A 25,756-nucleotide genomic window follows, 5' to 3' on the forward strand; every position below is an offset into this window, starting at 1 on the left:
TCGACACAGCCCGTCGTCGGCAGCGTCAGATGGGTATAAGAGACAGCCCGGCCGCTTCGGCGGCGGAACCTCAGGTGGCCCGGTCGCAGCTTCAGGACGACAGCGCGACGGTGGTTTCGCCGGCGATGATCGCGGCGGCGCGGTCGAGCCCGGAATAGAGGTCATTGCTGGCGCCGTAGCTGGCGCCGTTCTCGCTCCATGACGCGCGGCGCCCCGCTGCCGACGCCTGACGCAGCGCCTCGATCAGATTGCCGGGACCGAACGCTTCCGGCAGCACCACGCCGGCATCGGCCGCCGCAACATGGCGCGCATAGCCGCACACAGCGGTGGTGATCACCGGCAGGCCGTTGACCACCGCCTCCAGGATCACGGTGCCGGTGGTGTCGACCCGCGCCGGATGGATCAGCAGGTCCGCCCCCGCCATCAATTCGGGAATGTCGCGCCGCATGCCGAGCAGCACGACGCGGTCCGACACCTTGGCGTCGTCGGCGAGCTGGCGCATCAACCGCCCCTGTTTGCTGTCGTCGGCCACCCCGGCCACCACCAGCCGAGCCTCTGGAAAGGCCGCAAGTGCCGCAACCGCTCGGTCGAGGCCCTTCGTCAAAGGATGCGCCGCGACCGCCAGCCAGACGATCGTGTCGGCACCGACGCCGAACTCGCCCCTGATCCGCTCCCGCGTACCGTCTTGTCGCAGCTCCGGATGCCGCCGGCCAGGATCGATCGTCGGCGGCATCAGCGCCAAACGCTCCGGTTCGGTGCCCCAGGCCTGTTGGAAGTTGTCGAGCTGGTTCTGGCTCAGCAACAGGCACTGCGTTGGTCGTCCGGGCGCAAAACTCGCGGCCTCCAGCGCAAGCTTTATCCGGCGGCGCGCGGTGAAGCGATCCGACCACCGCGAAGGCCGCGCCTTGTCACAGCCATCGGCGCAGTACAGTACGTCGAGATCGGTCAGTTTGCCGAAGCCGGCGAGCCGGTCGAATGCTGATTTGCGCTGCGCCGCCGCTTCGGCAAAACCCAAATCCCGACCATGATTGCTCCAGGCGCTGACCGGCAGCAGCTCGATGTTCAGGTCGGTCGGCAACTCGCCTTGCACACGCGAGGCCAGAATGGTGACGTCGTGACCGCGCGACATCAGCCGCCGGGCGATCCCCATGCAGTCTCGCTGCAAGCCGCCGCTCGGGAACAGCGACACGATCGCCAGGGCGATCCTCATCGGCCGAACTCCCCAGCTTCACGCGCGACGACGACTTTCGACATCGCTCGCGTGCCGACGGGGCGAACGCCAAATCCGTCGCAAAATCAAAAGGGCGGTTGGTCGGGGCAGCTGGATTCGAACCAACGACCTGCAGTACCCAAAACTGCCGCGCTACCAGGCTGCGCTATACCCCGATCCATGCCCCCAAATCCATGATCCGGAGGCAGACGGCCGTCGATACACGGTTCACGGCACCCCAGCAAGCCGGGCTCCGTGCGACTTGAACATCAGTGCGACTTGAACAGCGGATGCGCCACCCGGTCACCGGCCGCGATGCCCAGCTTCTTGGCGGTGCCGCCCGAGACCTCGAGCACGCCCGCGACGGGCCCGCCGGAGGCGATGATGCGGGTCGACAGCGGCTCGGTATTTTCGGCGATCCGCAGAATGGTGCCATCGCCGCGGATGAAGATCATGTCGAGCGGAATGTAGGTGTTCTTCATCCACATCGAGACTTGCTGCTCGGGCCGGAAGTCGAACAGCATCCCCTGCCCGTCCGGCAGGCTCTTGCGGTACATCAGGCCGACTTCCCGCTCCTGGTCGGTGGTGGCGATCTCAACGGTGAACACATGCACGCCGGTCTTGCCGACGATCTCCAGCGACTGCATCTGCGCCGCGACCGCGCCGTGCACCAGAAGGCCGCACAGCATCGCCGCCATCGCGAGCGCACCCAGCCACCGCAGCCGGCGGAACTTGAACATTTCAGAAGCCTGCATGGAATCGAACCTGTGTTTCGCGGGCGCCATGGCAGCGCATCGCCGCCGGGATCATGCCGAACGCACTTACGCCGCGCAAAGAGCACACGCGGCAGGCGCCCGCCGATTCACAAATTGGCGATCAAGGATGGCCCAATCAAGAACGCGGGGTGGGTCGCGCGCCGATACGCCGGGCCGAGCGAGATCAGTGCGAGGACAATCCCGGTGCGCCGTTCTCGGGCTGGATCTCGGCCGCCATCATGCCCTTCGAGCCCGGTCCGAACCGCACCAGCACATACTGGCCCGGACGCAGCTCGGTCATGCCGTAGCGGCGCAGCGTCTCCATGTGCACGAAGATGTCGGGCGTGCCCTCGCCGCAGGTGAGAAAGCCGAAGCCGCGCAGCCGGTTGAACCATTTCACCTGAGCGCGTTCCAGCCCGCTGGTCGGCGTCACGCTGACATGCGTGCGTGCCGGCAGCATCTGGGCCGGATGGATCGCGGTCGACTCGTCCATCGAGACGACACGGAACGCCTGATAGCCCTTCGCGCGCTGAACGCATTCGACGACGATGCGTGCGCCCTCGTAGGCGGTCTGATAGCCGTCGCGTCGCAGCACGGTGACGTGCAGCAAGACATCCGGCCACCCATTGTCGGGGACGACGAAGCCGTACCCCTTGGATGCGTCGAACCACTTGATGACGCCGCTGATCTCGACCAGGTTCGCCGTATCGCCGAGGCCGGCAAAGGCATCGCGCGGATTCACATCGCGGGATGTCGAGAGTTCGCGGTGCGCGCCGGCTCCGAAGTCTCGCGGCGAAAAATCGCCTGCTGGAAACTCCGCCGCTCTCGGCTTCGCAGCGCTAGCTGCGGGCAAAATACCCGGCTTCTTGGACTCAAATCCGTCCGACCCCATGACCCCGGACCCCGCGCACGTCATCAAACAATTCGCCGCGTCTGCGACGACGATGATTCGCGGAACGTCCTCTCAACTACTCTGGATTGTGCCGCCGCGAATCTGTTGATTCGAAGATAACATCGTGGCCAGAACGGCAAAGACAAAAAAATCGTTACGCGACAACTATAAACAGCCTTGAAAGCCTGCGAATCTTACGAGGTTTAGTTGCCGACGAACGGTCCGAGCGTGTCGCCGATGTCGTGACGGATCACCAGATCGGCGATTTCATCCTGCTCGGTCGGTTCGTTGTTGATGATCACGAGCTTGGCGCCGCACTCTTTTGCGAGCATCGGAAATCCCGCAGCGGGCCACACCACGAGCGATGAACCGATCGCAATGAATAGATCGCAATGCTGCGCGAGCTCGGTCGCGCGACGCATCGCATCCGGCGGCATTGCCTGACCGAACGATACCGTCGCGGTCTTCACCGGCTCGTCGCAGGCGGTGCAATGCGGCGCATGGCCGGTGCGTTGAAACCAATCGTGCACCCAAGCGAGCTCGTGACGTTTGCCACAACCGATACAGCGCGCGTAAGTCGTGTTGCCGTGGAGTTCGACGACGTCGTGTTCGGCGAAGCCGGACACCTGATGCAGATTGTCGATGTTCTGCGTGATGATCGCCGGCACCTTGCCGGCCTTGTACAGCGATGCCAGAGCACGATGGCCGCGGCCGGGCCGCGCTTTGGCAAACGTCTGCTCCATTGCGAAACGTCGGCGCCAGGCTTCGTCGCGCGCGTCCTGACGGGCGACGAATTCGTCGAACGGGATCGGCTGGTTGCGGCTCCACAACCCACCGGGCGATCGGAAATCTGGAATGCCGGATTCGGTCGAAATGCCAGCGCCGGTAAAAGGCACGATCGAAGCCGCGTTTGCGATCATATCGCCGAGCTGTTCGACCCCACTGGAGAGGCTGGGTGCGATCATGGTTGGATCATTTCAAGAATACCCTCTCGTCGCGCCAGAATCCGCGCGCTTCGAGCCGAAACCGTGGCACAAGGCCGCGCCCGCACCGACGCGTCAGCACCGCGACCGAGCTGATGGATCCCTTGCCCAGATTCGAAGCCACATTTTTTTGAATTGCAAGAGGGCCGCGTGGGTCGGATAGTTGAACCCGTCTCTACGGATGACCTCCTCTGAAAGAGCCCCGCGCGACCTCCAAGGCGGGGCTCTTTTCGTCGGGTATCCGGTGCGATCGGATGCGAAACCGCTGTGCTCGGTGGTCTTGTGTCCCTTCGCGGCACCTCCTCCGAGCGAGCATAAGGTCTGGAGCCCCGGCTCCGGGCCTTATTGTTTTTGGGGGTGGGTTCAGGAGGATCGCGCTTATTGAAGCGCCGCTTGAATGCAGCCCAGACTTTCCGTCACTGTCCTTCCATCCAAGAGCATCAGCGCTTCGCCCGAAGGAGAACAAGACCACATGCGTTACCTGCACACCATGCTGCGCGTCCGCAATCTCGACACCGCTCTGCAGTTCTTCAGCGGCGCGCTGGGCCTCAAGGAGGTCCGCCGCATCGACAACGACAAGGGCAAGTTCACGCTGCTGTTCCTGTGCGCACCGGAAGACGAGGATCTGGTGAAGCAATCGAAGGGACGCCCTGCCCCGACGATCGAGCTGACCTACAATTGGGATGAGGAGAGCTATGGCGAGGATCGATTCTTCGGCCATCTCGCTTTCGAGGTCGACGACATCTACGCGACCTGCGAGCGACTGATGAAGCTCGGCATCACCATCAACCGTCCCCCGCGCGACGGCCAGATGGCGTTCGTGCGGTCGCCGGATCTGCATTCGGTCGAGCTGTTGCAGAAGGGCGAAGCCTTGCCGCCGCAGGAGCCGTGGGCCTCGATGCCGAACACCGGCCATTGGTGAGGCGGGATCGCGCCGACAGAATATAGCGTCGTTCCGGGAATCGAGGCCGCCTGACGGCAAGGAACGACGCGCCGTAGCTCGCGTTGGTCGAGTAACCAACGGAGGACATCAATGGCGCGAGGACTTTTGCTGTGGCTGATCGGCGTTCCGATCCCGATCATCATCTTGCTGTGGCTGTTTTTCGGCCACTGAGATCGACGACCGCTCGCCGGTCGCCGCGGGCTCCGCAACTTGCGGAGCCCGTTTTACGTCGGCAGACGCCGCGTTTGCTCAATTGACGAATTTGACGCCGAGCGTCGTGCCGCTTCGCCAGACCACTTCGCAGGATCGGCCCTGACGCGCATCTCGCGTGAATCCCAGCCGCAGCCGGGCCCCGAGCGACTCCGCCTCGCTCAGAACCAGTTTGGCCCCGGAGCTCGACAGATCGAGCACCTCGCAGGGACGAGCAGCAAAGCCACCGTCGAGCGTGATCCATCCACGCTGGCGCACAGACTTGCGCTGTTCGCGTTTGGTCTTGTCCTTGGCCATCGCTGACTCCTCGACCTGCTCCGCCGAACTTGCCGGCGAATCCGATGCGCACGACCCGCCGCATCCAGCGTTCGACGCGAGAACTGCAGCTCCGATTGCTCAGAACTGCTCCTGCTCTAGGTCCGCGGCTGTTGAAAAATCGTTGCAAGATTTAGCGAAAAGTCGGGGTATCGGCAGATCGCTCCGCAGACCGCTTGCCCCTCGGAAAAAACGCCTCTATACGTTCGCCGCTGCTTCGCGGCGGGCCGGTTCCCCGGCCACGTTGAAGCTGCCGTTTCGGGTAAAACCGTGCGTTTCCGTCTGCTCGCGATGTCCATGTCGCGCGCGTCCGGCGGTTACGCTCCCTTCGTCTATCGGTTAGGACGCCACCCTTTCACGGTGGAGAGAGCGGTTCGATTCCGCTAGGGAGCGCCACAGCTAACCTTCTGAAATCATTGAATCTGAGCCGTCTCAGCCTGTGAAAAAACACAGGATTCAACACACGATGGCTAGTCATGTATGCCGCCGCGGAGCCGGCTGGACATTCCAGCTCAACGTTCCGAGGTGAAGACGAGAGCCACCGCGCCCAACCACTGCAATAGCGGCACCGCAATGCTCTTCCGCGGAACTCGGGAGCGATCGCTTCCGGCAGCCACGATAGTCAAGCCCCTTCCAGTTTCTGCAGTGGGCTGCTCCAGCGAATGCTCCTTCAGGTTCTCCCTCAGCCAAGCCGACCCTGACTGCATGCCTGCCCAGACGTCGACAACCACAGCCACCTAAACGCCGTTCCAGACTATGCGCTTAGCCGATCGTCTTCGCGCCTTACGGCGCCCTGCTGGCAAGTGCATCGACGACCGTCTGCCGGAAGAACGTCATCGACGCATGTGAGACCGTCCTGCGATACAGCAATTCGACATCGAACTTCGAGAAACGTCCTTGAATCTCGTGAACCCTGATCTCATCCCTGAGGCCGCCGCTCACTGACGAGTTCAAGACCAGTGACACTCCGTTTCCCTTTTTCACATTCATGAAAAGGATCGGATAGGACCCGCACTCCACCACCCGACGCGGCACGATACAGCCTTCCAAAAACAATATCTCCAGATTCCGGAATGAAGCCGACTTTTTGCTCCGCAGAAGGAAGGCACTATCGTTCAAGTCTGCGATCGAATCGATTTTCGCCGCGCTTCTCTCCGTCACGAGAACCAGCTTGTCGGAAAAAAGTGGCACGCGGACATGGTCCGCGCCGGCAAACCCCGCTCCGACGATGACCGCGTCGAGCTCGTCATTATTGAGACTGTGAATCAGACTCATCGTATTTCCGACAACGATATTCAGCTCGACACCATCAGCATCATTCACATCCATAATCCGATCGATGATCGGCGCCGGCATACACTCGATGACGCCAAGTCGGAGAACGTCTCTCGCCAGCCCACGCCTGAACCGCCATTCGCATTCCTCGATGAGGCAGACAATCCTCTTGCCGTAGTCGTAGAGAAGTTGTCCCTCCGCCGTCGGCACTAAACCGTTGCCTCGGTCGAACAGCGTGACGCCGAGTTGCTCCTCCAGTCGTTTAATCCGTTGCGAGATGCTCGACTGGACCCGATGCAGGCGCCCGGCCGCCAGGGTCATACTGCCCGACTCGACAACTTCGACGAACGCCATCAATTCATTGATATTCATACTCCACCATCCCACGCGCCGTTGTTGTCAGGTCAGAGCTATTCCGGACGGCGATCGAAGCCTCCGGTCCACCGGCTCCTATGACGAAGCCCCGTGCTTCATTCATGAGAGGCCACCACCAACAACCGAAAAAGGTCAGACCAAGATGAGGGAGCCATAAGTCGCCCCCTGTCTCGCAATCCCAAAATACCAACATTAAGTCGCGCAAAGCCGCGTCCTTCCCTGCGGATCAAACAACTCTGAACGGCCGTGTCCCCCTCATCGCCGACTCAAACCGATCATTGAATAAGCAATGTCTCCAACGTCGGATCATGGAGCCAAAAAACGACAGCAGCATGCCGACCGTTGAACGTCTTGTGCTGCAGGCCCCGATATCAAGCCTCACCTGCGCTTCGCAGCCCATCGTCGCCAGCATCCCGCGGCACCTCTCCTTGCGCAAGATTTACTTCAAGGCGACGTCATCTTGCATGTCCATCGGCATCTCGGCGACACATCCCTCATCTTCAAACGCCACCAACTTGCAGCAGTAACGCACCTCGGGGAATTGCGTATCGACCACGTCGATCGCGCCATCGAAATTACTCGTTTGCGGCATCCGTCGGTCGCCCCTACCGATCATACTCAGCGACAAGAGACGTCGATCGTATCATTTCGTGATCGCGGTCGACGTCGCAACGTCGCATCCATCGGGATGACAGAAATTCGCACGAGCACGACGGCATGGCTGCATTCGACGCAACAATGGTCGACCTCATCCACGACGACACCTCGTTCTACCAAGACGCACTGCAGATGGCGCGGTTCTGCTTGCTGGTCTCCATCGGCTGCGCAGTACTTGCGGCCGGTGACAGCGACCGCACCAAATTGCCCGTCAACGCAACGTTTAGCAGCCACCTCGAAAGGGGTATCCCGATCATCGCCTCGCGATATCAACTCCGGCCTATCGAGACCGCCCACCTCAATTTCCACTTCGGTAATGTGCTCTACGACGAGGCAACCGAACAGGTCGCCTTTATCGACCCGGACTACTCGGTGCGCGGTATCGACCCGTTGTTCGGCTTATCTCGCTTCGTCTTCTCGTTTTGGCATGAGCTTGCGACGGAAATTGTCGACGCCGTCAAAATCGTTCCCATGTCGAATTCGGTCTTGTTTGTGATCAGAAACGATGAGCACCGGCGGATTCTCGAGGGAATTCCGGAACTAAGAGGCATGTCCGGATTATTCGGCTGGTTGGACCCGGCGGAAATCCCAAAATTCTATGCCCTCACTGTCTACTGCTTCCTTCGCAGTATGCGGATCAACGGAACGGGGCGGCCGTGGGTGGCGCCTGAACATCCTATGGCCGCCCGACCGGAGGATGTGTTGCTGCTCGGCTGCCTGCTGTTTCTGGAAGGCTTTCAGACGAGATCGGGCTGACCGACATGTCAGAATCGGCCGCAATGCACTGAAGCTCCAATGAGAACGACCATGTCATCTGCAGTAGAAACCCTGGAGACCGGTTTTGCGGCTCCGCGACGCTATTTTGCGGCGGCGGCGATTCTGATCGGCGTGCTGATGGCCGCGATCGACAGCTCGATCGTCAACATTGCGCTTCCATCGATCGCGCAAGCGCTGGAGGTCGATTCCGCCTCGGTGATCTGGGTGGCGAACGGCTATCAGGTGGCCAGCGCATCTACGATGCTGATCTTCGCTTCGCTGGGTGCCAGACTGGGCGAGCGTCGGTTTTACGCGATCGGGATGGTGCTGTTCACGCTATCCTCGCTCGGCTGTGCGGTCTCCACGACGTTTGCGATGCTCGTCTTCATGAGAGTTGCACAGGGCATCAGCTACGCGATCATGATCAGCGTCGGTCTAGGCCTGTATCGCGCGATATTCCCGCCGAGCGCGCTGGGCATGATCTTCGGCCTCAACGCGCTGGCATTCGCGATCGGCACCGCGGTCGGCCCTGCGCTTGGCGGGCTGATTATCTCATATCTGTCTTGGCCCTGGCTGTTCTACATCAACATCCCGCTCGGCCTCGTGGCGATCTATTTCTCCATCAGTTTCCTCGGCCTGGACTCGGCGAGCGAAACGGGCTTCGACTTTGCAGGTGCATTTACCTCCGCCGGGGCATTCGGCTTGCTGGTCGTGGCCGTCGACGAAATCGGACGGTGGAGTGACCTCACGGTCGGGCTGCTCCTGGCGACATCCGCGATCCTGCTCGCGATCTTCCTATTCATTCAGACCAAAGCCAAGAGTCCACTGCTGCCGCTGGATATCTTCACCCAGCGACGCTACTCGTTTGCCGTATTGTCGTCGGTCACGATGTTCGTCTCGCAGGGCATGGCACTGGTCGCGTTGCCGTTCGTGCTGCAGCACACCTATTCCTATAGCGTCCTGACCTCGTCCTTGATCTTCACGGCGTGGCCACTCGCCGTCGCAATCTGCGCGCCGCTGTCGGGAAGCCTCTCGGCCAAGTTCAACGCGACCCACATTTCGACCGCCGGAGTCGCTCTGTTTTGCATCGGCTTCGCGTCGCTCGCGGTCTTGCCTCGGGACGCCACGATCGTCGACCTGGTTTGGCGGATCGCGATCTGCGGCGTCGGCTACGGCTTTTTCCTGCCACCGAACAACAAGGAAATGTTCTCGAACGTCGAAAAGCGCCGAGCCGTGACGGCGTCCGGCGTCCTGTCGACGGCCCGAACGGCGGGGCAATCGATCGGAGCCGCATTGGTCGCGATGATCATCGTGCTGTCGAACGGCCTGGCGGGCAGCGCCGGCGGCAGCTTCATCGCTTCGGTGTTCGGCGTCGCCTGTGCGATCTGCTCGCTATCCGCGCTGTTCAGTATGCTGCGGATCCATCGCTAGAAAAATGTCGCCCAAATCCGCGCCGCGATGCCCCCTTTTTCGGGGAGGCTCAATTCGCGCGAACTCTCAGGCTTCCATTCTTCGCGCTGGAGTCGGACAGCAAGAGCCAATCGGAATCCGGGCCGGACTTGACGGCATAGCGATCGACCTGACCGCAGCTGCTGCATTCGAACATCCGAACCTCGTGGATCAACTCGATCGGGGGGATTCGCGCCAGCGCGGTGCGCTCGCCGCAAGACGTACAGGAGCATCGCCATCACGGTGGTCTTGTCGCTGCCGGCTTCGACCTGACAGAGGAATGGCCTCGGGCCGTTGAACTGGTGATGACGCCAGTGCTCCAGGAGCCGCTGGGTCGTACCGATAACTTGCCAGTCAGCAGGATTGCGCAGCGCCCGCCAGCTGTCGATATAGCCGCGGATTTCATCGATCAGAGCGTTTTCGGTGTCGGTTTCGAGGTCAAGCGCCCCCTGATCCTCGGTGGCCTTCTTCCGCGATGCGGATACCAGAACGATGAACCGCGACGGCCGGCATCTCCATCATGCTTGATGGTTTGTTGATGCAGTCTGCGCAACTTCAACACATCATCCAGCACATAAGCCGACGGTTGAATAACGAGTTCAGTGCGTTAAACAAATTCCTTCCTAACAGTCCGCTAGGGAGCGCCATCCTTGTTTTTCAGCGCAGCAATAATTCCCGCCAGACGCTCGTCGGCCAGAAGAGTCCAGGCAGTATTCGGGGCCGGACTAACTTCGTAATAGTCGGTTTGTCCGCAAGTCGGGCATTCGTAGATTCGCAATTCAAGTGACCGAACCGGCGAAATCCGGGCGAGGCCTGTGCGCGCTCCGCAGCGCGTGCATCGCGGTCGCATCTCTGTTCCCATAACGGCACCGAACAGAAACTGATTGGCCCGCGAGAATTTCGCGAGGACAACAATCTATGATTGAATATTTCCCAGTATATACACCTAAATTCATCATCTAAGGAATCGAATATCGGGATAGCGGCCATGTCGACCTCGGTCCATCGTCGACAAACAAGCCCGATTTCCCGCTGCAACCGCTCGACGGCAGCCGGAGATCGCTGAGCGGCCGCGATACCGCGGGGCCGTCGCACAGACCAATCGTCAAGAAAGCCGATCAGGCGAATACAAACAGTGTGATCGCAAGTGCCAACGCGACAAGATGCAAAACGGCTGGGATCATTGTGCCACGCCCGCCAAAGTCGTCGCAATCAAGCGCTATGATTAACCGATTCCCGCGCTGGTTCGATCGCTGTCACGCTCGCAGATGATGCAGATGAATACCGCGAAACCTTTTCCCACCGACGGGCGTTGCGCGATGTAGGTTCCTGTTCGGGAACCCTTGAAGGAGAACCTCCCATGTCGATGCCAGATGACGGCCTTCGTCCCGAAGATGTCGCGCGCTTGCAGGCCCGCGTCGAGGCGGCCATTCGCGATCACTGGAAGGCCTATTTGTTCGAGGGCATTCTGCTGCTGATCATCGGCTTTGCGGCCATCCTGCTACCGCTGCTCGCCAGCCTCACCTTCACCATCATGCTGGGCTGGCTGTTCTTCATCGCCGGCGTGGCGGGCGTCGGTTTCTCGATCTGGGCGCGGAAGGGGCCTGGCTTCTGGTGGTCGCTGCTGTCCGCGGCGCTCGCATTGATCGCAGGCCTGGTGCTGATCGCGATGCCGCTGCAAGGCACGCTGACCCTCACCTTCATCGTCGGCGTCTACTTCCTCGCCGAAGGCGTTGCCACCATCATGTATGCGTTCCAGCATCGTGGCCGGATGTCGGAACGCTGGGGCTGGATGCTCGCAGCCGGTGTCGCCGACATCCTGGTGGCGTTCATCATCATCTCGGGCTGGCCAGGCACAGCCTGGGCGATCGGACTGCTGATCGGCATCAACCTCGTGTTCGGCGGGACCTCGTTGATCGCGATGGCCCTCGCCGCTCGCAAGGCAAGCTGATCCGATAAGCGTTGGCCGCGGCTCGCGTCAGCAGCCGCGGCAGATGCTCTTGATCTTGCGGTCGAGCGCAGCGTCCCGCGGATCGACCTGATCGATCGACCGCTCCGACGGCGTGTCCGACCGTCGCGGCTGCAGATGACCGATCGGTGCCTGTCTGGTCCCCGATCCGCTCGAGGCGCCCGGCGACATCGTCGAACCGGGTGACGAGGTCGAGGCTCCGCCAGAGCCGGACTGTGCGAATGCAACGCCCCCACTCAGTGTCAGGATCGCGGCTGCGATCATTACAGGTTTCATCGGAGCTCTCCTTCCATCCAAGTTGCCGCCGCGATGCTGGTCTGCGACGCCGCCGGCAGCCAAGCGATCGTCTTCAGCCAGCAATCCCGCGCCGACCTCGCACCAACGCATTACGCTCCGCTCAGTTGCGGTGCCTCTGGAGCGACGGTGAACCATCGCTCATCCCGACTGCGGCGGATACAAATGCACCTCGCCGCAATAGTCGGCGACACGATAGCGCGAATCCGCTTCAGTTCCATCTCCGTCCGACAAATAATTGGGGCCAATCGGCGCCTTGCCGTAGCCGCCAGGAATGTCGAGCACATACTCCGGCTGGCAAAGTCCGGAAACACTGCCGCGCAGTGCCCGCATCAAGGCCTGACCTTCTGCGAGCGTCGTCCGCAGATGCGCGGTACCGGGCGCGAGATCGCCATGATGCAGGTAGTACGGCTTGATGCGGCATGCCACGAAGGCGCGCATCAGCGCCTCCAGCGTCGCCACGTCGTCGTTGACACCGCGCAACAGCACCGATTGGCTGACCATGGGAATCCCGGCGTCGACGATCCGCGCGCACGCCGCGCGCGCAGCTTCAGTCAATTCGCGCGGGTGATTGGCGTGCAGCGCAAGCCAGGTCGTTTTCCCGGGCGCACGCAGAGCCCGAACCAAATCGGGCGTCACCCGTGCTGGATCGGCAACGGGCAGCCGGGTATGAAAGCGGACGATCTTGACGTGCTCGATGTCAGCGAGTTCGCCCATGATCTCGCCGAGCCGGCGCGGCGACAGCATCAGCGGATCGCCGCCGGTGAAAATCACCTCCCAGATCTCGTCGTGCGCACGGATGTAGTCCAGCGCCGCAGCGGTCGCCTCGCGCGACAACGCATTGTCCTTGCCGGGGCCGACCATCTCCCGGCGGAAGCAGAACCGGCAATACACCGCGCAGACGTGCACCGGCTTGAAAAGCACCCGATCACGATGGCGATGCACGATGCCTTCGACCGGCGAATGCGCGGCATCACCGATCGGATCGTCGCGCTCGACGGGCAATGTCACGAGTTCGTCGGCGCGCGGGATGTACTGCCGCGCGATCGGATCGTCGGGATCGTCGCGATCGATCAGCGCCGCCACCGCCGGCGTCACCGAAATGGCGTAGCGCGCCGAGATTTCTTCAAGCACCGCGCGATCTTCGGCAGCAGCAAGGCCTTCGTCGATCAGCTCGGCGGCCTGACGCAACGTCGCCGAAGCCGGCGTGTGCAATCGCGTGACCTTGGTCATGAGCCCTCGCCCGCCGGCGGCGTCCACACCACCTGATCGATCGTCGTTGCGCCGGCAGCCAGCATCACCAGGCGGTCGAAGCCGAGCGCCACGCCGCTGGCTTCCGGCATTTCAGCGACTGCCGCGAGAAACGCCTCGTCGAGCGGATAGCGCTCGCCGTAACGCCGCTCCTTCTCGTCCATCGCCGCGACGAAACGGGCCCGCTGCTCGCTCGCGTCGGTGAGCTCGCCGAAGCCATTGGCGAGCTCAACCCCGCAGGCATACAGCTCGAACCGTTCGGCGACGCGTGGGTCGTCGGGCTTGGCCCGGGCCAGCGCCGCTTCGGGCGCCGGGTATTCGCTGAGCACCGTCAGCCGTCCGTCGCCGAGCCGCGGTTCGACATGCTCGACCAGCACCTTGCTGAAGATGTCGGACCAAGTGTCGTCGTCGGCAATCCGCACTCTGTTGGCAGCGGCCGACGCCAGCGCCGCGCGATCCCCCTCGCCTGCAACGATTGTCGCCAGCAGGTCGATGCCGGCGTAGCGGGTAAATGCCTCAGCCACCGTCACGAGCTCGGGATCGGCCTGCGGATCGGCGCGGCGCCCCCTGAACGAGAACGCCCCGATTCCGGTGGCGTCGGCCGCGACGCGGATCAGCGCGATGGTGTCGTCGATCACCTGCCGGTACGGCGCATCGGCGCGATACCACTCCAGCATGGTGAACTCCGGCAGATGCACCCGGCCGCGCTCACGGTCACGAAACACCCGGGCGAGTTCGAAGATTCGCGTCTCGCCGGCGGCGAGCAGCTTCTTGCAGGCGAACTCCGGCGAGGTCCGCAGATATCGGGTCCGCCGTTCGCCATCAGGGCCCTGCAGTTCGGTCCGCGGCGCGTGCAGATGGGTCTCGTTGCCTGGCGAGATTTGCAGGACGGCGGTCTCCACCTCGGTGAAATCCGCGCCCTCGAACCAGCCGCGCACGGCTCGCGTCACCGCGCCCCGCGCACGCAAAAATGGCTGACGGTCCAGATACCTATCCCTGTTCCACCAGGGCGACGGTTGGCTTGTCGCCTCCATCTCAAGTCGCCCCCATCCGGCCGCGCAAAACACTGGCATCAGCGCCACAAATCAGTATGTTGCGCCCCGAAACCGTTTCGGCCTCGGGATACCAACGCCCGGATCGGGCCCGGACCTGAACGACAGGAAACATTCCTTTGAGAGTCATCGCCAGTTCTATTCGCAAGGGCAACGTCCTCGAGCAAGATGGGAAGCTTTACGTTGTCCTGTCTGCCGAAAACATTCATCCCGGCAAGGGCACGCCCGTCAGTCAGATCGAAATGCGCCGAATCAGCGACGGCGTGAAGATCTCGGAGCGCTACAAGACCACCGACCAGGTCGAAAAGGTCACCATCGAAGAGCGCAACTACAGCTTCCTCTACGAGGATGGCGAAGGGTTCCACTTCATGGAGCCGGAATCCTACGATCAGGTCCAGGTCTCGAAGGACGTGGTCGGATCGTCCGCCCCTTATCTGCAGGAAGGCATGGTGGTGAAGCTGTCGATGCACGACACCACGGCCGTCGCGATCACCCTGCCCCAGCGCGCCACGCTTGAAGTCGTGGAGACCGAGCCGGTCACCAAGGGACAGACGGCATCGTCGTCCTATAAGCCGGCGGTGCTGTCCAACGGCGTCCGCACCGCCGTCCCTCCGCATATCGGCACCGGAACCCGCATCGTCGTACTGACCGAAGACGGCTCCTACGTCGAGCGCGCCAAGGACTAATTGCAATCAGCCCTGCTGACTGCCGCAAAGCCCGCCGCATCCCGGCGGGCTTTTTCGTTGGCGTTCTTCAAGGGCGCGGCGGCGGCCGTTTCGGCACGAACACGCTGACCGCGTTGCGCAATAGCTCGAACCGGGCCGGCGTAAACGTCACCAGCTCGCCATCGGCATTCACTGGACGCGGCTTACGGGTACGAATTTCAAACGACGTGCCCCGCGCGGCACGCACCTCGCGCCACAATGCGTGGCGGCCCTTGCGGAAGTCGTAGGCCACCGCCAGCAGCTTCCACACCTGCGCAAATTCCAGCGAATACAAATCGAACTGGCCGTCGTCAATTTCGGCGGTGTGCTCCACCGCCATGCCGCCGCCGTAGTAACGACCGTTGCCGACCGCGACCTGCATGGTTTTCACCCGCACCTGCTCATCGCCCGACACGATCACGGCGTGGAACGGCCGCGCCTTGCTGAGCACCTTCGCGGCGGTGAGCGCGTAGCTGAGGCGACCGAACCTGCGCTTGCTTTCGCCGCTCAGTTCGCGCGCCAAATCTGCGCTCAGGCCAACGCTTGCGACGTTGAAGAAGTTGTGGCCGTTGACGTCTCCGAGGTCGATGGTCTTGAGATGCCCCGCCGCGATCACGTCTGCGGCAGCTTCCATATCGAGCGGCAGGCCGAGCGTCCGCGCCAGATCGTTGGCGGTCCCGGCCGGGATGATGCCCAGCGGTAGCCCGGTAGTCACCAATGCAGGCGCTGCCGCGTTCAATGTGCCGTCACCGCCGGCGATCACCACGCCTGCGGCCCCTTCGGCATGGGTTTCGATCCACGGCGCGACCTCGTGGCGACTGGAAGGCGCCGAAACCATCAGGTCGAAACCCGCGGCGCTGAGCTTGGAGCCCGCCAGACCGACGGCCTGACTGCCGGAGCGGCTGCCCCGATTGATCACCATCAGCAGCCGGCGGGTCGGCGCCCCTTGAGGAACGGCGCTGCCGAGCCCGAAGCCGCCGCTCGGCGCAGCCTCCTCGAGATCCGGCCCGATTTCGGATTCGCGGTCCACCTCAACTCCTCGTTGGCTGTCGGCTGTCTTGCGCCTCGAATGCCCGAGGCTGCGGAAGAAGGGTCGGTGTCACCAGTTGGGTTTCGAGCGCGGCGGTACAAGGGCACAGGCGGAGACATCGTGTCGCTGCCGGCGCAGGGAACCATGTTCGGTTCCGGTCGAGAGCATGCCCGAATGGTGCGGCGGCTTTGGGAGAGGCCGGCAATGCCGTAGACTGGCGAGCATGGCCAACCACGATTCCCACGCTTCCCTCACCCGCCGTCGCCTGCTGCAAATCGGACTCTGCGTGTCGGCGATGCTGCCGGCGGTCACGGCCGTCGCAGCGCCGGCGGGCTTCGACGAATGGCGCGACGCATTCCGGGCGAAGGCGCTCGCCAAGGGCATCTCGCCGCGCACCTGGGATCGGGTGATGGGCTCGCTCGAACCAGACATGAGCGTGTTCAAGAACTTCCAGAAGCAACCTGAGTTCAATGAGCAGCTCTGGCAGTATATCAACCGGCGGGTGTCGGACTGGCGGATCACCGCCGGCCGCGAGGCGCTGCGCAAGAACGAAGCGCTGTTCGCCCGGATCGAGCGGGATTTCGGCGTCGAGCGCGGCACGCTGCTGGCGCTGTGGGGCGTCGAGAGCGCCTATGGCGATCCGCTGGTGCAGCAGAACCATATGCGGCCGGTATTTCCGTCCCTCGCCGCGCTGGCGTGGCGCGAGCCGCGGCGGCGATCGTATTGGGAAACCGAGCTGATCAATGCGCTGCGGATCGTCGACAAGGGCTGGTCGACACCCGAAGAAATGCGCGGCTCCTGGGCCGGCGCCATGGGCCACAGTCAATGGATGCCCGAGGTGTGGCTGAACGTCGGCATCGACTATGACGGCGACGGACGGGTGTCGCCGTTCGGCCGGCCGGACGACGCACTCGGCTCGACCGCGAAGTATCTGGTCCGGCGCGGCAAGTATCACCGCGGCGAGCATTGGGGCTACGAAGTCGAGAGCCCCGGCGGCGCGGTCAGCGGTCGCCGCACATATTCGGAGTGGTCGCGCGCCGGCGTCTCCCGCGCCGACGGCCAGCCGTTTCCCAATTCCTCGGCCAGCGCGACGATGTGGGTGCCGGTCGAGGGCGGACCGAAATTCCTGATCGGGCCGAACTTCTACGCAGTGAAGAGCTACAACCCGTCGATGAACTACGCTCTGGCGATCTGCCACCTCGGCGACCGCATTCTCGGCGGCAGCCCGTTCATCCATCCCTTCCCCGGATCGGAGCGCGCGCTGACGCTCGCCGAGGTGCAGGAGATGCAGACCCGACTGACCCGCGCCGGCTTCGACACCGGCGGCACCGACGGCCGGGTCGGCAACGACACCATGAAGGCGATCCGCGACTTTCAGCTCAAGACCGGCCTATCGCCCGCCGACGGCTACGGCGGCCTGAAGGTGCTGGCGCGACTGCGGCAGGGTGGATAGAGGCCGCAGGCTGTTCGATGGTTCAACATCACTGGACGTGGCACCGGATCAAGGCGCTGGCGCACGAGGAGTGGCGCGAGCTCGTCACCTTCAATCCCAGCGACCGGCCCTGGCAGATGCCGTTCTCGGCGGCGCTCGCCGCCGGCGTGCCGATGCTGATCGGCGCCTACTTCGATCATCTCGACTACGGCCTGATCTCTTCGCTCGGCGGCATGGCGTTTTTGTATCTGCCGCGCACGCCGCTGCACCATCGCATGGTGTCGATGATGGCGGCGGGGTTCGGCTATGCCGCCTGCTACACGCTCGGGCTGGTGGTGCATCTGCTGCCGTGGTTGCTGGTGCCGGCGATCACCTTCACGGCGATCGTTGTCACCATGCTGTGCCGGTTCTATCGGGTGGGACCACCGGGCAGCATGTTCTTCGTGATGGCCGCTGCGATCGCCGCCTATACGCCAGGCGACCTGATGCAGCTGCCGCTGAAGGCGGGGCTGTTCGTGCTGGGCGGCCTGCTCGCGACCCTGATTGCGATGATCTACTCGATCGTCGTGCTGCGGATCCGCGATCCGCTGCCGGTGCCGCCGCTGGCGATCGACGATTTCGAGCACATCGTGCTCGACTCCGTGGTGATCGGCATCTTCGTCGGCCTGGCGCTGGCGCTGGCTCAGGCCCTGCAGCTCGAGCGGCCATATTGGGTACCGGTCAGCTGCCTCGCCGTGATCCAGGGCTTGTCGGTGCGCGCGATCTGGAATCGGCATCTGCACCGCCTGCTCGGCACCGCGATCGGCCTCGGCCTCGCCGCGGTGCTGCTGGCCCTGCCGCTGGAGAAATGGAGCATCGCATTTGCGGTGATCGCGCTCAGCTTCGTCATCGAGACGGCGGTGATCCGGCACTACGGCTTCGCAGTGATCTTCATCACGCCGCTCACCATCTTCCTCGCCGACGCCGTCACGCTCGGCCAGGAGCCGGCGCACCAGATCATCGAAGCGCGGTTCATCGATACCGTTGTCGGCTGTGTGGTCGGCCTGATCGGCGGCGTCTGCCTGCACCACCCGGGCTTTCGCCATATGACGGCCCGCTTGATCCGCCGGCTGATCCCGGCCTATCTGATCCCAGCCAAACACGATCGGGGCGATTGACCGAAAGTCAGGGTTTTGCCCCGGCCAAGCCGTGGAATAATACCCTTTCCGCCCTTTCTTCAGGATGTATCGCCGGATTTGAGCCATGACCGACGTGCGCCCTCAGGCCGAGACCTTTCAAGCTCCGCTCGACGAAATCGTCTGGAACACCACTTTCCGCCGCGGCTTCGCCGAAGCCCGGTCAGGTCGCACACCGAGCTACGATGACGAGGTGATGTTTCAGGACGGACTGGCCTGGGTCTACGAATGGGGCCGTCAGTTCGCCATCCTGGCGCCGCCGGACCTGCCACTCGTGCTGCCCGACGAGGGAGCGCTCAATCCTAAAGCGGTCGAGCTGTTTCGCGAACTGGTGATGCAGGGCGAAATCTGCACCTGATCAAGATCCACGCTTGAAGTCGATCCGGGACGCGAACCGGCGCGTCCCGGACCATTTTCCGTTGGTTATGCCGCGCGCACGGTATCCAGGAAGCGGCTGACTTCGCCCTTCAACCGAGAGCTGTCCTTGGCCAGCGACTGCGCCGACGACAGAACCTGCGCCGACGCCGAACCGGTCTCGGTCGCGCCGCGCTGGACGTCGATCACGTTCGAGGAGACCTGCTGGGTGCCCTGTGCAGCCTGCTGCACGTTGCGCGAGATTTCCTGCGTCGCAGCGCCCTGCTCTTCGACCGCCGCAGCGATCGTCGAGGCAATCTCCGACAACTGCTCGATCGTGCCAGTGATCTGCTTGATGGCAGTCACCGAGTCGTTGGTCGCCGCCTGGATCCCGGAGATCTGCTGACTGATTTCGCCGGTCGCCTTGGCGGTCTGCTCAGCGAGAGCCTTCACCTCGGACGCAACCACCGCAAAGCCTCGTCCCGCCTCGCCGGCACGCGCGGCCTCGATCGTCGCGTTGAGCGCGAGCAGATTGGTCTGGCCGGCGATGGTGTTGATCAGCTCGATGATATCGCCGATCCGGGTCGCCGCCTTCGACAACTCGCTGACTCGGTCGTCGGTGGTGCGCGCCTGATTGACCGCATCCGCAGCGATCCGAGCGGAGTCCTGCACCTGCCGGCTGATCTCGCTGATCGACGAGCTGAGCTCTTCGGTCGCCGAAGCCACCGACTGCACGTTGGTCGACGCCTCTTCAGAGGCAGCCGCCACCGTCGAGCTGAGATGCTGGGCACGATCGGCGGCCTGCGTCAGCGTGCTCGCCGAGGCTTCCAACTCGGTCGAGGCGGACGACACCGTGTTGACGATCTCGCCGACGGCGGCCTCGAAGCCGTTCGCCATCTTCATCATCTCGGATCGACGCTGCTCGGCCTGACGACGCTCCGCTTCCTGCTGCTCGGCTTCGAGCTGACGGACGCGGATGGCATTGTCCTTGAACACCTGAACGGCCGCCGCCATCTTGCCGACTTCGTCGCGCCGTTCGGCATGCGGGACATCGACGCTCAAATCGTTCTGCGCGAGCCGCCCCATCGCCGCCGTCATGTCGACGATGCCGCGAGTGACCGCACGGCCGAGGAACAAAAGACCCGCAACGATGATCACCACCATCACCACGGCACTGACGATGATCGCGGTGTAAGATGACGACAGCGCCGCGGCCGCGGCCTCGGCGCGGACAGACAGCAGCGAAGCCTCGGCCGCCACGAGGGCATCGACCTCCGTGCGTATCGCGTCCATCGACTTCTTGCCGATCCCTGACGAAGCAACTGCGCGCGCCTCGTCGACATTCCGTGACTTCATCAGGCCGATTTCTCGCTCGGCGACATTCTTGTGCCATTCAGCGGCGGATGCCGCGATCTGATCGAGCCGCTTCTGCTGCGCGGGATTGTCCGAGGTGAGCCTTTTGGTTTCGTCCCACGACGCTCTGAACAGTTTATCCGAGCTGCGATAGGGATCGAGGAATTTGTCCTCGCCACTGATCAGATAGCCGCGCAAGCCGGTTTCGGCATCGACCATGGCAGCGACAATCCCCTTGGCGTTGTCCATTACCTTGTAGGTATGGGTCGTCATCTCGTTGTTGTACGCGAGGGTCGCCAGGTTGCGGACGATCAGCCCATTGGCAGCGAGCGATACGAACGCGATCAGAAAAAAGATACCTGCCAGCTTATAAGAGGTCTTCAGGTTGAGCAGTGAAGACAGCATCGTCGTTGTTCTTTCCTTCTGGAGCAACTCGGCAAAACGCCTCTTTCGACACAGCCAACAGATGGCAGATCAGCAATCACCTTGCCGTCGATACATCGAAAACAAGAGGACAGATGAGTTGATCGTCTCACAAGCAAGCCATGCCCGTACCCGCAGAACACTAACGCGCGAGGCTTTCATCGCCATGTCGGGATCAAGTTCACCCCGCGCCTACAACAATTAGTAAACAATCCGAAATTACTTGAAATAACAGGATGTTTTCAATTCTGCATTGCGCAACTCAAGGCTCCACAACCGATTATCAAACCAGTAGACCTAGTACAAATACAGACACCCAGAGTCGTCACATCAATCGACGATCGCCACCCATCAGTTTTTATGATCACAGCGATAATAGCTACAGGCACCAACGGACTGGCGATTCTACGCAGCAGAACCGATCGAACGACTCAGCGCTGACGCGGGTAGACCGCCGAACGGAATTAGCTGCGAAATAATCGCCTGCTAACGAATCATCGCCGGCCCGGCGTCGGGCACCGCCACGTCGATGACGCGGAGCTGGACGCGCTCGGCACCTTGCCAGCGGTCGACGCTGAGGCTGCCGGCGACGTGGAGCGTCTGACCGCGGTTCTCGGTCAGGGCGTTGCCGAGCTTCTGGCCGACGGCGCGGAACGCGATGCCATTGACGATCGCGCCATCGCCGGCCTTGAAGCGCAGCCGCAGATGGGCTTGGCCGACCTCGTCCGCATAGACGAGCTGATGCGCCGGCAGTGCCACGATCGGCTCCGGATTGCCGGCGCCGAACGGCCCTGCCCGGTTCAGCGTCGCCGCCAGCTCTGTCGTGACACCGCGCGCCGACACCGCACCGTCGACATACAGCTCGTTGACGTGGCGCGACTTGGCGACGTCGGCCGCCAGCGTCGTTTCCAGCCACGCACGGAATTCTGCAAGCCGCTCTTTCCGCAGCGTCACGCCGGCCGCCATGGCGTGGCCGCCGCCCTTCAGCAGCAAGCCGTCGTGCACGGCTTGGCGCACCGCCTTGCCAAGATCGACACCGGAGATCGATCGGCCGGAACCAGTGCCGATGCCGCCGGGCTCCAGCGCGATCGCGAACGAAGGCCGCCCGAACTTCTCCTTCAACCGCGAGGCGACCAACCCGACCACGCCGGGATGCCAGCCTTCGGACGCGGTGACGATCACCGCGCCCTTGTCCTCGAGGCCGAGCGACGCCATCGCCTCGGCTTCCGCCTGCGCCTCGGCCTTCTGCTCGATCTCGCGGCGCTCGCTGTTGAGGCGGTCGAGTTCGGCTGCGATGCGGGCCGCTTCGGAGACGTCCGATTCGAGTAACAGCCGGACGCCGAGATCGGCCCGGCCGATTCGGCCGCCGGCATTGATCCGCGGCCCCAGCATGAAGCCGAGATGCCACGCCTCCGGCGGTCCGTTCAGCCGCGCCACGTCCATCAGCGCGGTGTGGCCGACATGGTCGCGCCGTCGCATCGCGATCAAGCCCTTGGCGACGAAGGCGCGGTTCAATCCGATCAGCGGCGCCACGTCGGCGACCGTGCCGAGCGCAACGTGATGCAGCATGTCGAGTAGGTTCGGCTCCGGCCGCTCGGTGGTCCAGAATCCGCGGTGCCGCAGCTCGCGATTGACCGCGACCAGCGTCATCAGCACCAGACCGACGGCGGCGAGATGACCGAGCCCCGACAGGTCGTCCGGCCGGTTCGGATTGATCAGCGCGTCGACCTCGGGCAGCTCGTCACCGCATTGGTGATGATCGATCACCACCACGCCCATTCCGAGCCGCCGTGCTTCCGCCAGCGGCTCCAGGCTGGTTGTGCCGCAGTCGACAGTGATCAGCAGCGTCGCGCCTTTGCCCGCGAGCATGCGAATCGCGTCGATATTCGGGCCGTAGCCTTCGAAGATGCGGTCGGGAATGTGGATCAGAGGATCAAGCCCGCAGTGACGCAAGTGCCACGCCAGCAGTGCCGACGAGGTCGCGCCGTCGACATCGTAATCGCCGAAGATCGCGATCTGCTCGCCGCGTGAGGCGGCATCCGCGATCCGCTTGGCGCCGGCTTCCATCTGGGTCAGCGAGGCCGGATCGGGCATCAGCTTGCGAATCGTCGGATCAAGGAAGTCCTCGACCTGGTCGATCTCGACGCCCCGCCCGGCCAGCACCCGCGCCAGCATCTCGGGCAATTGATAACGCTGCACCATCGCCTGCGCTTTGGCAGTGGCACGCACGTCGAGCCGGTCGCGCCACGCCTTGCCGGTGGCCGAGCGGGTCACGCCGAGAAATGCAGGCACGGTTTCGGGCGGCAAAATGGAAATGGGCGGCGTCATGGTCCGCGCAGATAAGCACGAAGGACCGATGGCGCAAACCGCCAGGAGGGTTGCCCGCTCCCCTGACGGTCACTGCGAGCGGAACGAAGCACTCCACCTCAGTGCACAGAACCGGATTGCGCCGTCGCGGAGCCTGTACTCGGACGACGCGAAGGACGATCTGGGTGCTCCTCGCAGTGACGGAGAGGATTGACCTTCTCTCGGATCAGCACCCAAGCTGGTCGGCGACGCCCGCCAGATCGTCGGCCACGATGGTCCAGTCGCCTGTGGCATCGAAGTCGATCGTCTGCAGGGGGCCGTATTCGGTCCGTCGCGGGATGAATGCCGTTTTCAAGCCCAGGGCCTGAGCGGCCTGAAGATCGTAATTGTGCGCGGCGACCAGCATCACCTCGGCCGGCTGCAGATTGAGCAACTTGGCGGCACCGAGATAGTTCTCCGCATCCGGCTTGTAGTGCCTGAAGACGTCGCTGCCGAGAACCAGATCCCACGGCAGCCCGGCGTTTTTCGCCATCCGGGTCAACAGCCCGACATTGCCGTTCGACAGCGGTGCCAGAATGTACTTGGTCTTCAGCCGCTCCAGGGCCGCGACGACGCCCAGCCACGGCTTCAACCGATGCCAGCCGGTGACCATGTAATTGATATCGTCCTCGGTCAGTCCCTTGATGCCGAACTCGCCCACCAGCCGCTCCAGTGAGCGCCGATGCAATTCGTCGAGGGTGAGGAAGTCGGCTTGCGGATTGTTGCGCACGGCGTCCATCGACGGCACGTAGGCCTTCCGCCACCCATCGATCAATCCGGTCCAGTCGCCTTCGAGGCCACGCCCAGCCGCGTAGGCCGAGAGATCGTCGATCAGGCTGCTGCGCCAGTCGACCACGGTGCCGAACACGTCGAACAGCAGGGCTTGCACGTTTGTCGGTTCGGCTCTTCCGGCCATCGTTGTCCTCCCTTGCGACGCATTTACGCGTCATTGCGGGCGAAGCGAAGCAATCCAGGTCCGCACACGTTACGTCTGGATTGCTTCGCTTCGCTCGCAATGACGATAGCGTGTATTACTAAAGCACCTTCCGATACTGCATGAAGCCGGAATCCTCGGCAATGCGGTCGTAGAGCAGACGTGCGGTGGTGTTGCCGGTTTGGGTCAGCCAGTGCACGCGGCTGCAGCCGTCGGCTTTGGCGCGCGCGTACACGGCTTCGATCAGCTTGCGGCCGAGGCCGAGCCCACGGGCGGTGTCGGCGACGAACAGGTCCTGCAGATAGCAGTAATCACCGACCGTCCAGCACGACCGGTGATAAATGAACTGCACGATGCCGGTGAGCGTGCCGTCGACATAGGCGCCGAGCAGATGCATCGGCTCGGCGGGATCGTGAAACCGCGCCCAGGTGACGTCGGAGACCTCGGGTGCAAGGGTCGCCTTGTAGAACTCCAGGTAGCCGGCCCACAGCGGCTCCCAGGCGGCCCGCTCGTCGGGGCCGACGGGACGAATCTCGACGGCCATCCGACGATCTCCTTAATCGAGGTGGAACTTTTCGAGCTGGCGGTGGTCCGCCTTGATGTAGCGCACCGTGCCGGTGACCGACCGCATCACCACGGTTTCGGTCTGGATCACGCCCTTGCGGAACTTGACGCCGGAGAGCAGCGAACCATCGGTGACGCCGGTGGCGGCGAACAGGCAGTCGCCCTTCACCATGTCCTCGATCTGGTACACAAAGTTCGGATCTTCGATGCCCATCGACTCGGCGCGGTTGCGCTTGGAGTGGGTGTCGAGCAGCAACCGGCACTGCATCTGACCGCCGATGCAGCGCAGCGCCGCTGCGGCCAGCACGCCTTCCGGCGCGCCGCCGGTACCCATGTAGATGTCGACGCCGGTGTTGTCCGGATCGGCGCAGTGAATCACGCCGGCGACGTCGCCATCGGTGATCAGCTGGACGCCGGCGCCGGTGGCGCGGATCTTGGCGATCAGTTCGGCATGGCGGGGCCGGTCGAGCACCAGCACGGTGATGTCGTGCACCGACACGTCCTTGGCATTTGCCAGGCGGCGGATGTTGTCTTCGGGCGGCGCATCGATATCGATCACGTTCTTGTCGTAACCCGGACCGATCGCGATCTTCTGCATGTAGACGTCTGGCGCGTGCAGCAGCGTGCCGCCTTCGGCCATCGCCATGGTGGCGATCGAGCCCGGCATGTTCTTGGCGCACAGCGTGGTGCCTTCGAGCGGATCGACCGCGATGTCGACCTTCGGACCGGCGTTGATGCCGGCGCCGACCTTTTCACCGATGAACAGCATCGGTGCTTCGTCGCGCTCGCCCTCGCCGATCACGATGGTGCCTTCGATCGGCATCTTATTGAGCTCGCGGCGCATCGCATCGACCGCGGCCTGGTCCGCGCCCTTCTCGTTACCGTGGCCGCGCAGCCGTGCCGCAGACACCGCGGCGCGCTCGGTCACGCGCACGATCTCCAGGGTCAGGATGCGTTCCAGCAACAATTGCGGCGGAACAGAAATGGTGGTCGACATCGGCCCAGCTCCTCAAAACAGCGCCCCCGCGCTTGTGGCGGGGGCTCGAATGTTACAA

At 63.1% G+C, this 25,756-nt stretch carries 24 protein-coding genes and 2 tRNA genes; 9 read left to right on the forward strand and 17 right to left on the reverse strand.

The annotated features are described in order from the left end of the window. Positions 1-91: 91 nt before the first annotated feature. The 5 genes from DY468_RS03410 to DY468_RS03430 form a co-directional block, all read right to left on the reverse strand. The gene (locus tag DY468_RS03410) at positions 92-1,210 is read right to left on the reverse strand and encodes a glycosyltransferase family 4 protein (RefSeq protein WP_164602416.1); all 1,119 of its coding nucleotides are present in this window, start codon (positions 1,208-1,210) and stop codon (positions 92-94) included. Positions 1,211-1,309: 99 nt separating this feature from the next. Next, positions 1,310-1,386: transfer RNA gene (locus DY468_RS03415), tRNA-Pro, on the reverse strand. Positions 1,387-1,479: 93 nt separating this feature from the next. Further along, the gene (locus DY468_RS03420) at positions 1,480-1,965 is read right to left on the reverse strand and encodes a DUF192 domain-containing protein (protein WP_205511886.1); all 486 of its coding nucleotides are present in this window, start codon (positions 1,963-1,965) and stop codon (positions 1,480-1,482) included. 184 nt (positions 1,966-2,149) lie between these two features. Beyond that, on the reverse strand, positions 2,150-2,857 hold the full coding sequence (locus tag DY468_RS03425; RefSeq protein WP_164602418.1) for a cold-shock protein: 708 nt from the start codon (positions 2,855-2,857) through the stop codon (positions 2,150-2,152). A gap of 203 nt (positions 2,858-3,060) precedes the next feature. Further along, complete coding sequence (locus tag DY468_RS03430) at positions 3,061-3,822, reverse strand: SIR2 family NAD-dependent protein deacylase (RefSeq protein ID WP_164602420.1); 762 nt, start codon at positions 3,820-3,822, stop codon at positions 3,061-3,063. A gap of 490 nt (positions 3,823-4,312) precedes the next feature. Between DY468_RS03430 and DY468_RS03435 the strand changes: the two genes are divergently transcribed. Continuing rightward, positions 4,313-4,762 carry a VOC family protein gene (locus DY468_RS03435; RefSeq protein WP_164602421.1) on the forward strand — a complete coding sequence of 150 codons (450 nt, stop codon included), beginning with the start codon at positions 4,313-4,315 and terminating at the stop codon, positions 4,760-4,762. 270 nt (positions 4,763-5,032) lie between these two features. Here DY468_RS03435 and DY468_RS03440 read toward each other — a convergent pair whose 3' ends face one another. Further along, positions 5,033-5,290 (reverse strand): PilZ domain-containing protein, encoded by a 258-nt coding sequence (locus DY468_RS03440; protein WP_164602423.1) that lies wholly within the window; start codon positions 5,288-5,290, stop codon positions 5,033-5,035. A gap of 339 nt (positions 5,291-5,629) precedes the next feature. Here DY468_RS03440 and DY468_RS03445 point away from each other — a divergent pair. Beyond that, positions 5,630-5,704 (forward strand) — tRNA-Glu (locus tag DY468_RS03445). A 387-nt stretch (positions 5,705-6,091) separates the two neighbouring features. Here the strand turns inward: DY468_RS03445 and DY468_RS03450 are convergent. Both DY468_RS03450 and DY468_RS03455 read right to left on the reverse strand, forming a co-directional pair. Continuing rightward, on the reverse strand, positions 6,092-6,955 hold the full coding sequence (locus DY468_RS03450; RefSeq protein ID WP_164602425.1) for a LysR family transcriptional regulator: 864 nt from the start codon (positions 6,953-6,955) through the stop codon (positions 6,092-6,094). A 442-nt stretch (positions 6,956-7,397) separates the two neighbouring features. Continuing rightward, entirely contained in the window at positions 7,398-7,550 is a 153-nt protein-coding gene (locus DY468_RS03455) for a hypothetical protein (protein WP_164602427.1), read from the reverse strand. Positions 7,551-7,675: 125 nt separating this feature from the next. Here DY468_RS03455 and DY468_RS03460 point away from each other — a divergent pair, with 125 nt between their 5' ends. The 3 genes from DY468_RS03460 (at position 7,676) to DY468_RS03470 (ending at position 11,771) form a co-directional block, all read left to right on the forward strand. Then, positions 7,676-8,371 carry a hypothetical protein gene (locus tag DY468_RS03460; RefSeq protein WP_164602429.1) on the forward strand — a complete coding sequence of 232 codons (696 nt, stop codon included), beginning with the start codon at positions 7,676-7,678 and terminating at the stop codon, positions 8,369-8,371. Positions 8,372-8,422: 51 nt separating this feature from the next. After that, positions 8,423-9,802, forward strand: a complete 1,380-nt coding sequence (locus DY468_RS03465; RefSeq protein ID WP_205511890.1) for an MFS transporter — start codon at positions 8,423-8,425, stop codon at positions 9,800-9,802. A gap of 1,378 nt (positions 9,803-11,180) precedes the next feature. After that, positions 11,181-11,771: an HdeD family acid-resistance protein gene (locus DY468_RS03470; RefSeq protein WP_164602433.1), complete on the forward strand. Its 591-nt coding sequence runs from the start codon at positions 11,181-11,183 to the stop codon at positions 11,769-11,771. A gap of 27 nt (positions 11,772-11,798) precedes the next feature. Here DY468_RS03470 and DY468_RS03475 read toward each other — a convergent pair whose 3' ends face one another. The 3 genes from DY468_RS03475 to epmA form a co-directional block, all read right to left on the reverse strand. Next, on the reverse strand, positions 11,799-12,065 hold the full coding sequence (locus DY468_RS03475; protein WP_164602435.1) for a hypothetical protein: 267 nt from the start codon (positions 12,063-12,065) through the stop codon (positions 11,799-11,801). A gap of 159 nt (positions 12,066-12,224) precedes the next feature. Beyond that, on the reverse strand, positions 12,225-13,316 hold the full coding sequence (locus DY468_RS03480) for a lysine-2,3-aminomutase-like protein (protein ID WP_164602437.1): 1,092 nt from the start codon (positions 13,314-13,316) through the stop codon (positions 12,225-12,227). Further along, entirely contained in the window at positions 13,313-14,368 is a 1,056-nt protein-coding gene (gene epmA / locus DY468_RS03485; RefSeq protein ID WP_164602439.1) for an EF-P lysine aminoacylase EpmA, read from the reverse strand. The genes DY468_RS03480 and epmA overlap by 4 nt, the downstream gene beginning before the upstream one ends. A 137-nt stretch (positions 14,369-14,505) precedes the next feature. Between epmA and efp the strand changes: the two genes are divergently transcribed. After that, positions 14,506-15,072 (forward strand): elongation factor P, encoded by a 567-nt coding sequence (gene efp, locus DY468_RS03490; RefSeq protein ID WP_164602441.1) that lies wholly within the window; start codon positions 14,506-14,508, stop codon positions 15,070-15,072. A 67-nt stretch (positions 15,073-15,139) separates the two neighbouring features. Here the strand turns inward: efp and DY468_RS03495 are convergent, their stop codons facing one another. Next, positions 15,140-16,120: a lipid kinase gene (locus DY468_RS03495; RefSeq protein WP_164602443.1), complete on the reverse strand. Its 981-nt coding sequence runs from the start codon at positions 16,118-16,120 to the stop codon at positions 15,140-15,142. A 223-nt stretch (positions 16,121-16,343) separates the two neighbouring features. Between DY468_RS03495 and DY468_RS03500 the strand changes: the two genes are divergently transcribed. The 3 genes from DY468_RS03500 to DY468_RS03510 all read left to right on the forward strand — a co-directional run bounded on the left by DY468_RS03500 (position 16,344) and on the right by DY468_RS03510 (position 19,085). Then, complete coding sequence (locus tag DY468_RS03500; protein WP_164602445.1) at positions 16,344-17,573, forward strand: lytic murein transglycosylase; 1,230 nt, start codon at positions 16,344-16,346, stop codon at positions 17,571-17,573. 17 nt (positions 17,574-17,590) lie between these two features. After that, complete coding sequence (locus tag DY468_RS03505) at positions 17,591-18,709, forward strand: FUSC family protein (RefSeq protein WP_164602447.1); 1,119 nt, start codon at positions 17,591-17,593, stop codon at positions 18,707-18,709. A gap of 85 nt (positions 18,710-18,794) precedes the next feature. Continuing rightward, on the forward strand, positions 18,795-19,085 hold the full coding sequence (locus DY468_RS03510; RefSeq protein WP_164602448.1) for a hypothetical protein: 291 nt from the start codon (positions 18,795-18,797) through the stop codon (positions 19,083-19,085). Between the two features lie 65 nt (positions 19,086-19,150). Here the strand turns inward: DY468_RS03510 and DY468_RS03515 are convergent, their stop codons facing one another. The 5 genes from DY468_RS03515 to glpX form a co-directional block, all read right to left on the reverse strand. Continuing rightward, positions 19,151-20,839, reverse strand: coding sequence for a methyl-accepting chemotaxis protein (locus tag DY468_RS03515; protein WP_164602449.1), 1,689 nt, complete (start codon positions 20,837-20,839; stop codon positions 19,151-19,153). A 504-nt stretch (positions 20,840-21,343) separates the two neighbouring features. Further along, positions 21,344-23,185, reverse strand: a complete 1,842-nt coding sequence (gene recJ, locus DY468_RS03520) for a single-stranded-DNA-specific exonuclease RecJ (protein ID WP_164602450.1) — start codon at positions 23,183-23,185, stop codon at positions 21,344-21,346. Positions 23,186-23,390: 205 nt separating this feature from the next. After that, a complete protein-coding gene (locus DY468_RS03525) occupies positions 23,391-24,119 on the reverse strand; it encodes a haloacid dehalogenase type II (RefSeq protein ID WP_164602451.1) in 729 nt (242 codons plus the stop codon). A 118-nt stretch (positions 24,120-24,237) separates the two neighbouring features. Continuing rightward, positions 24,238-24,681 (reverse strand): GNAT family N-acetyltransferase, encoded by a 444-nt coding sequence (locus tag DY468_RS03530; RefSeq protein ID WP_164602452.1) that lies wholly within the window; start codon positions 24,679-24,681, stop codon positions 24,238-24,240. Positions 24,682-24,693: 12 nt separating this feature from the next. Beyond that, entirely contained in the window at positions 24,694-25,698 is a 1,005-nt protein-coding gene (glpX, locus tag DY468_RS03535; protein ID WP_164602453.1) for a class II fructose-bisphosphatase, read from the reverse strand. Positions 25,699-25,756: the final 58 nt, after the last annotated feature.

Origin of the sequence: Rhodopseudomonas sp. BR0M22, assembly GCF_010907035.1 — a bacterium.
Classification (GTDB): domain Bacteria; phylum Pseudomonadota; class Alphaproteobacteria; order Rhizobiales; family Xanthobacteraceae; genus Rhodopseudomonas.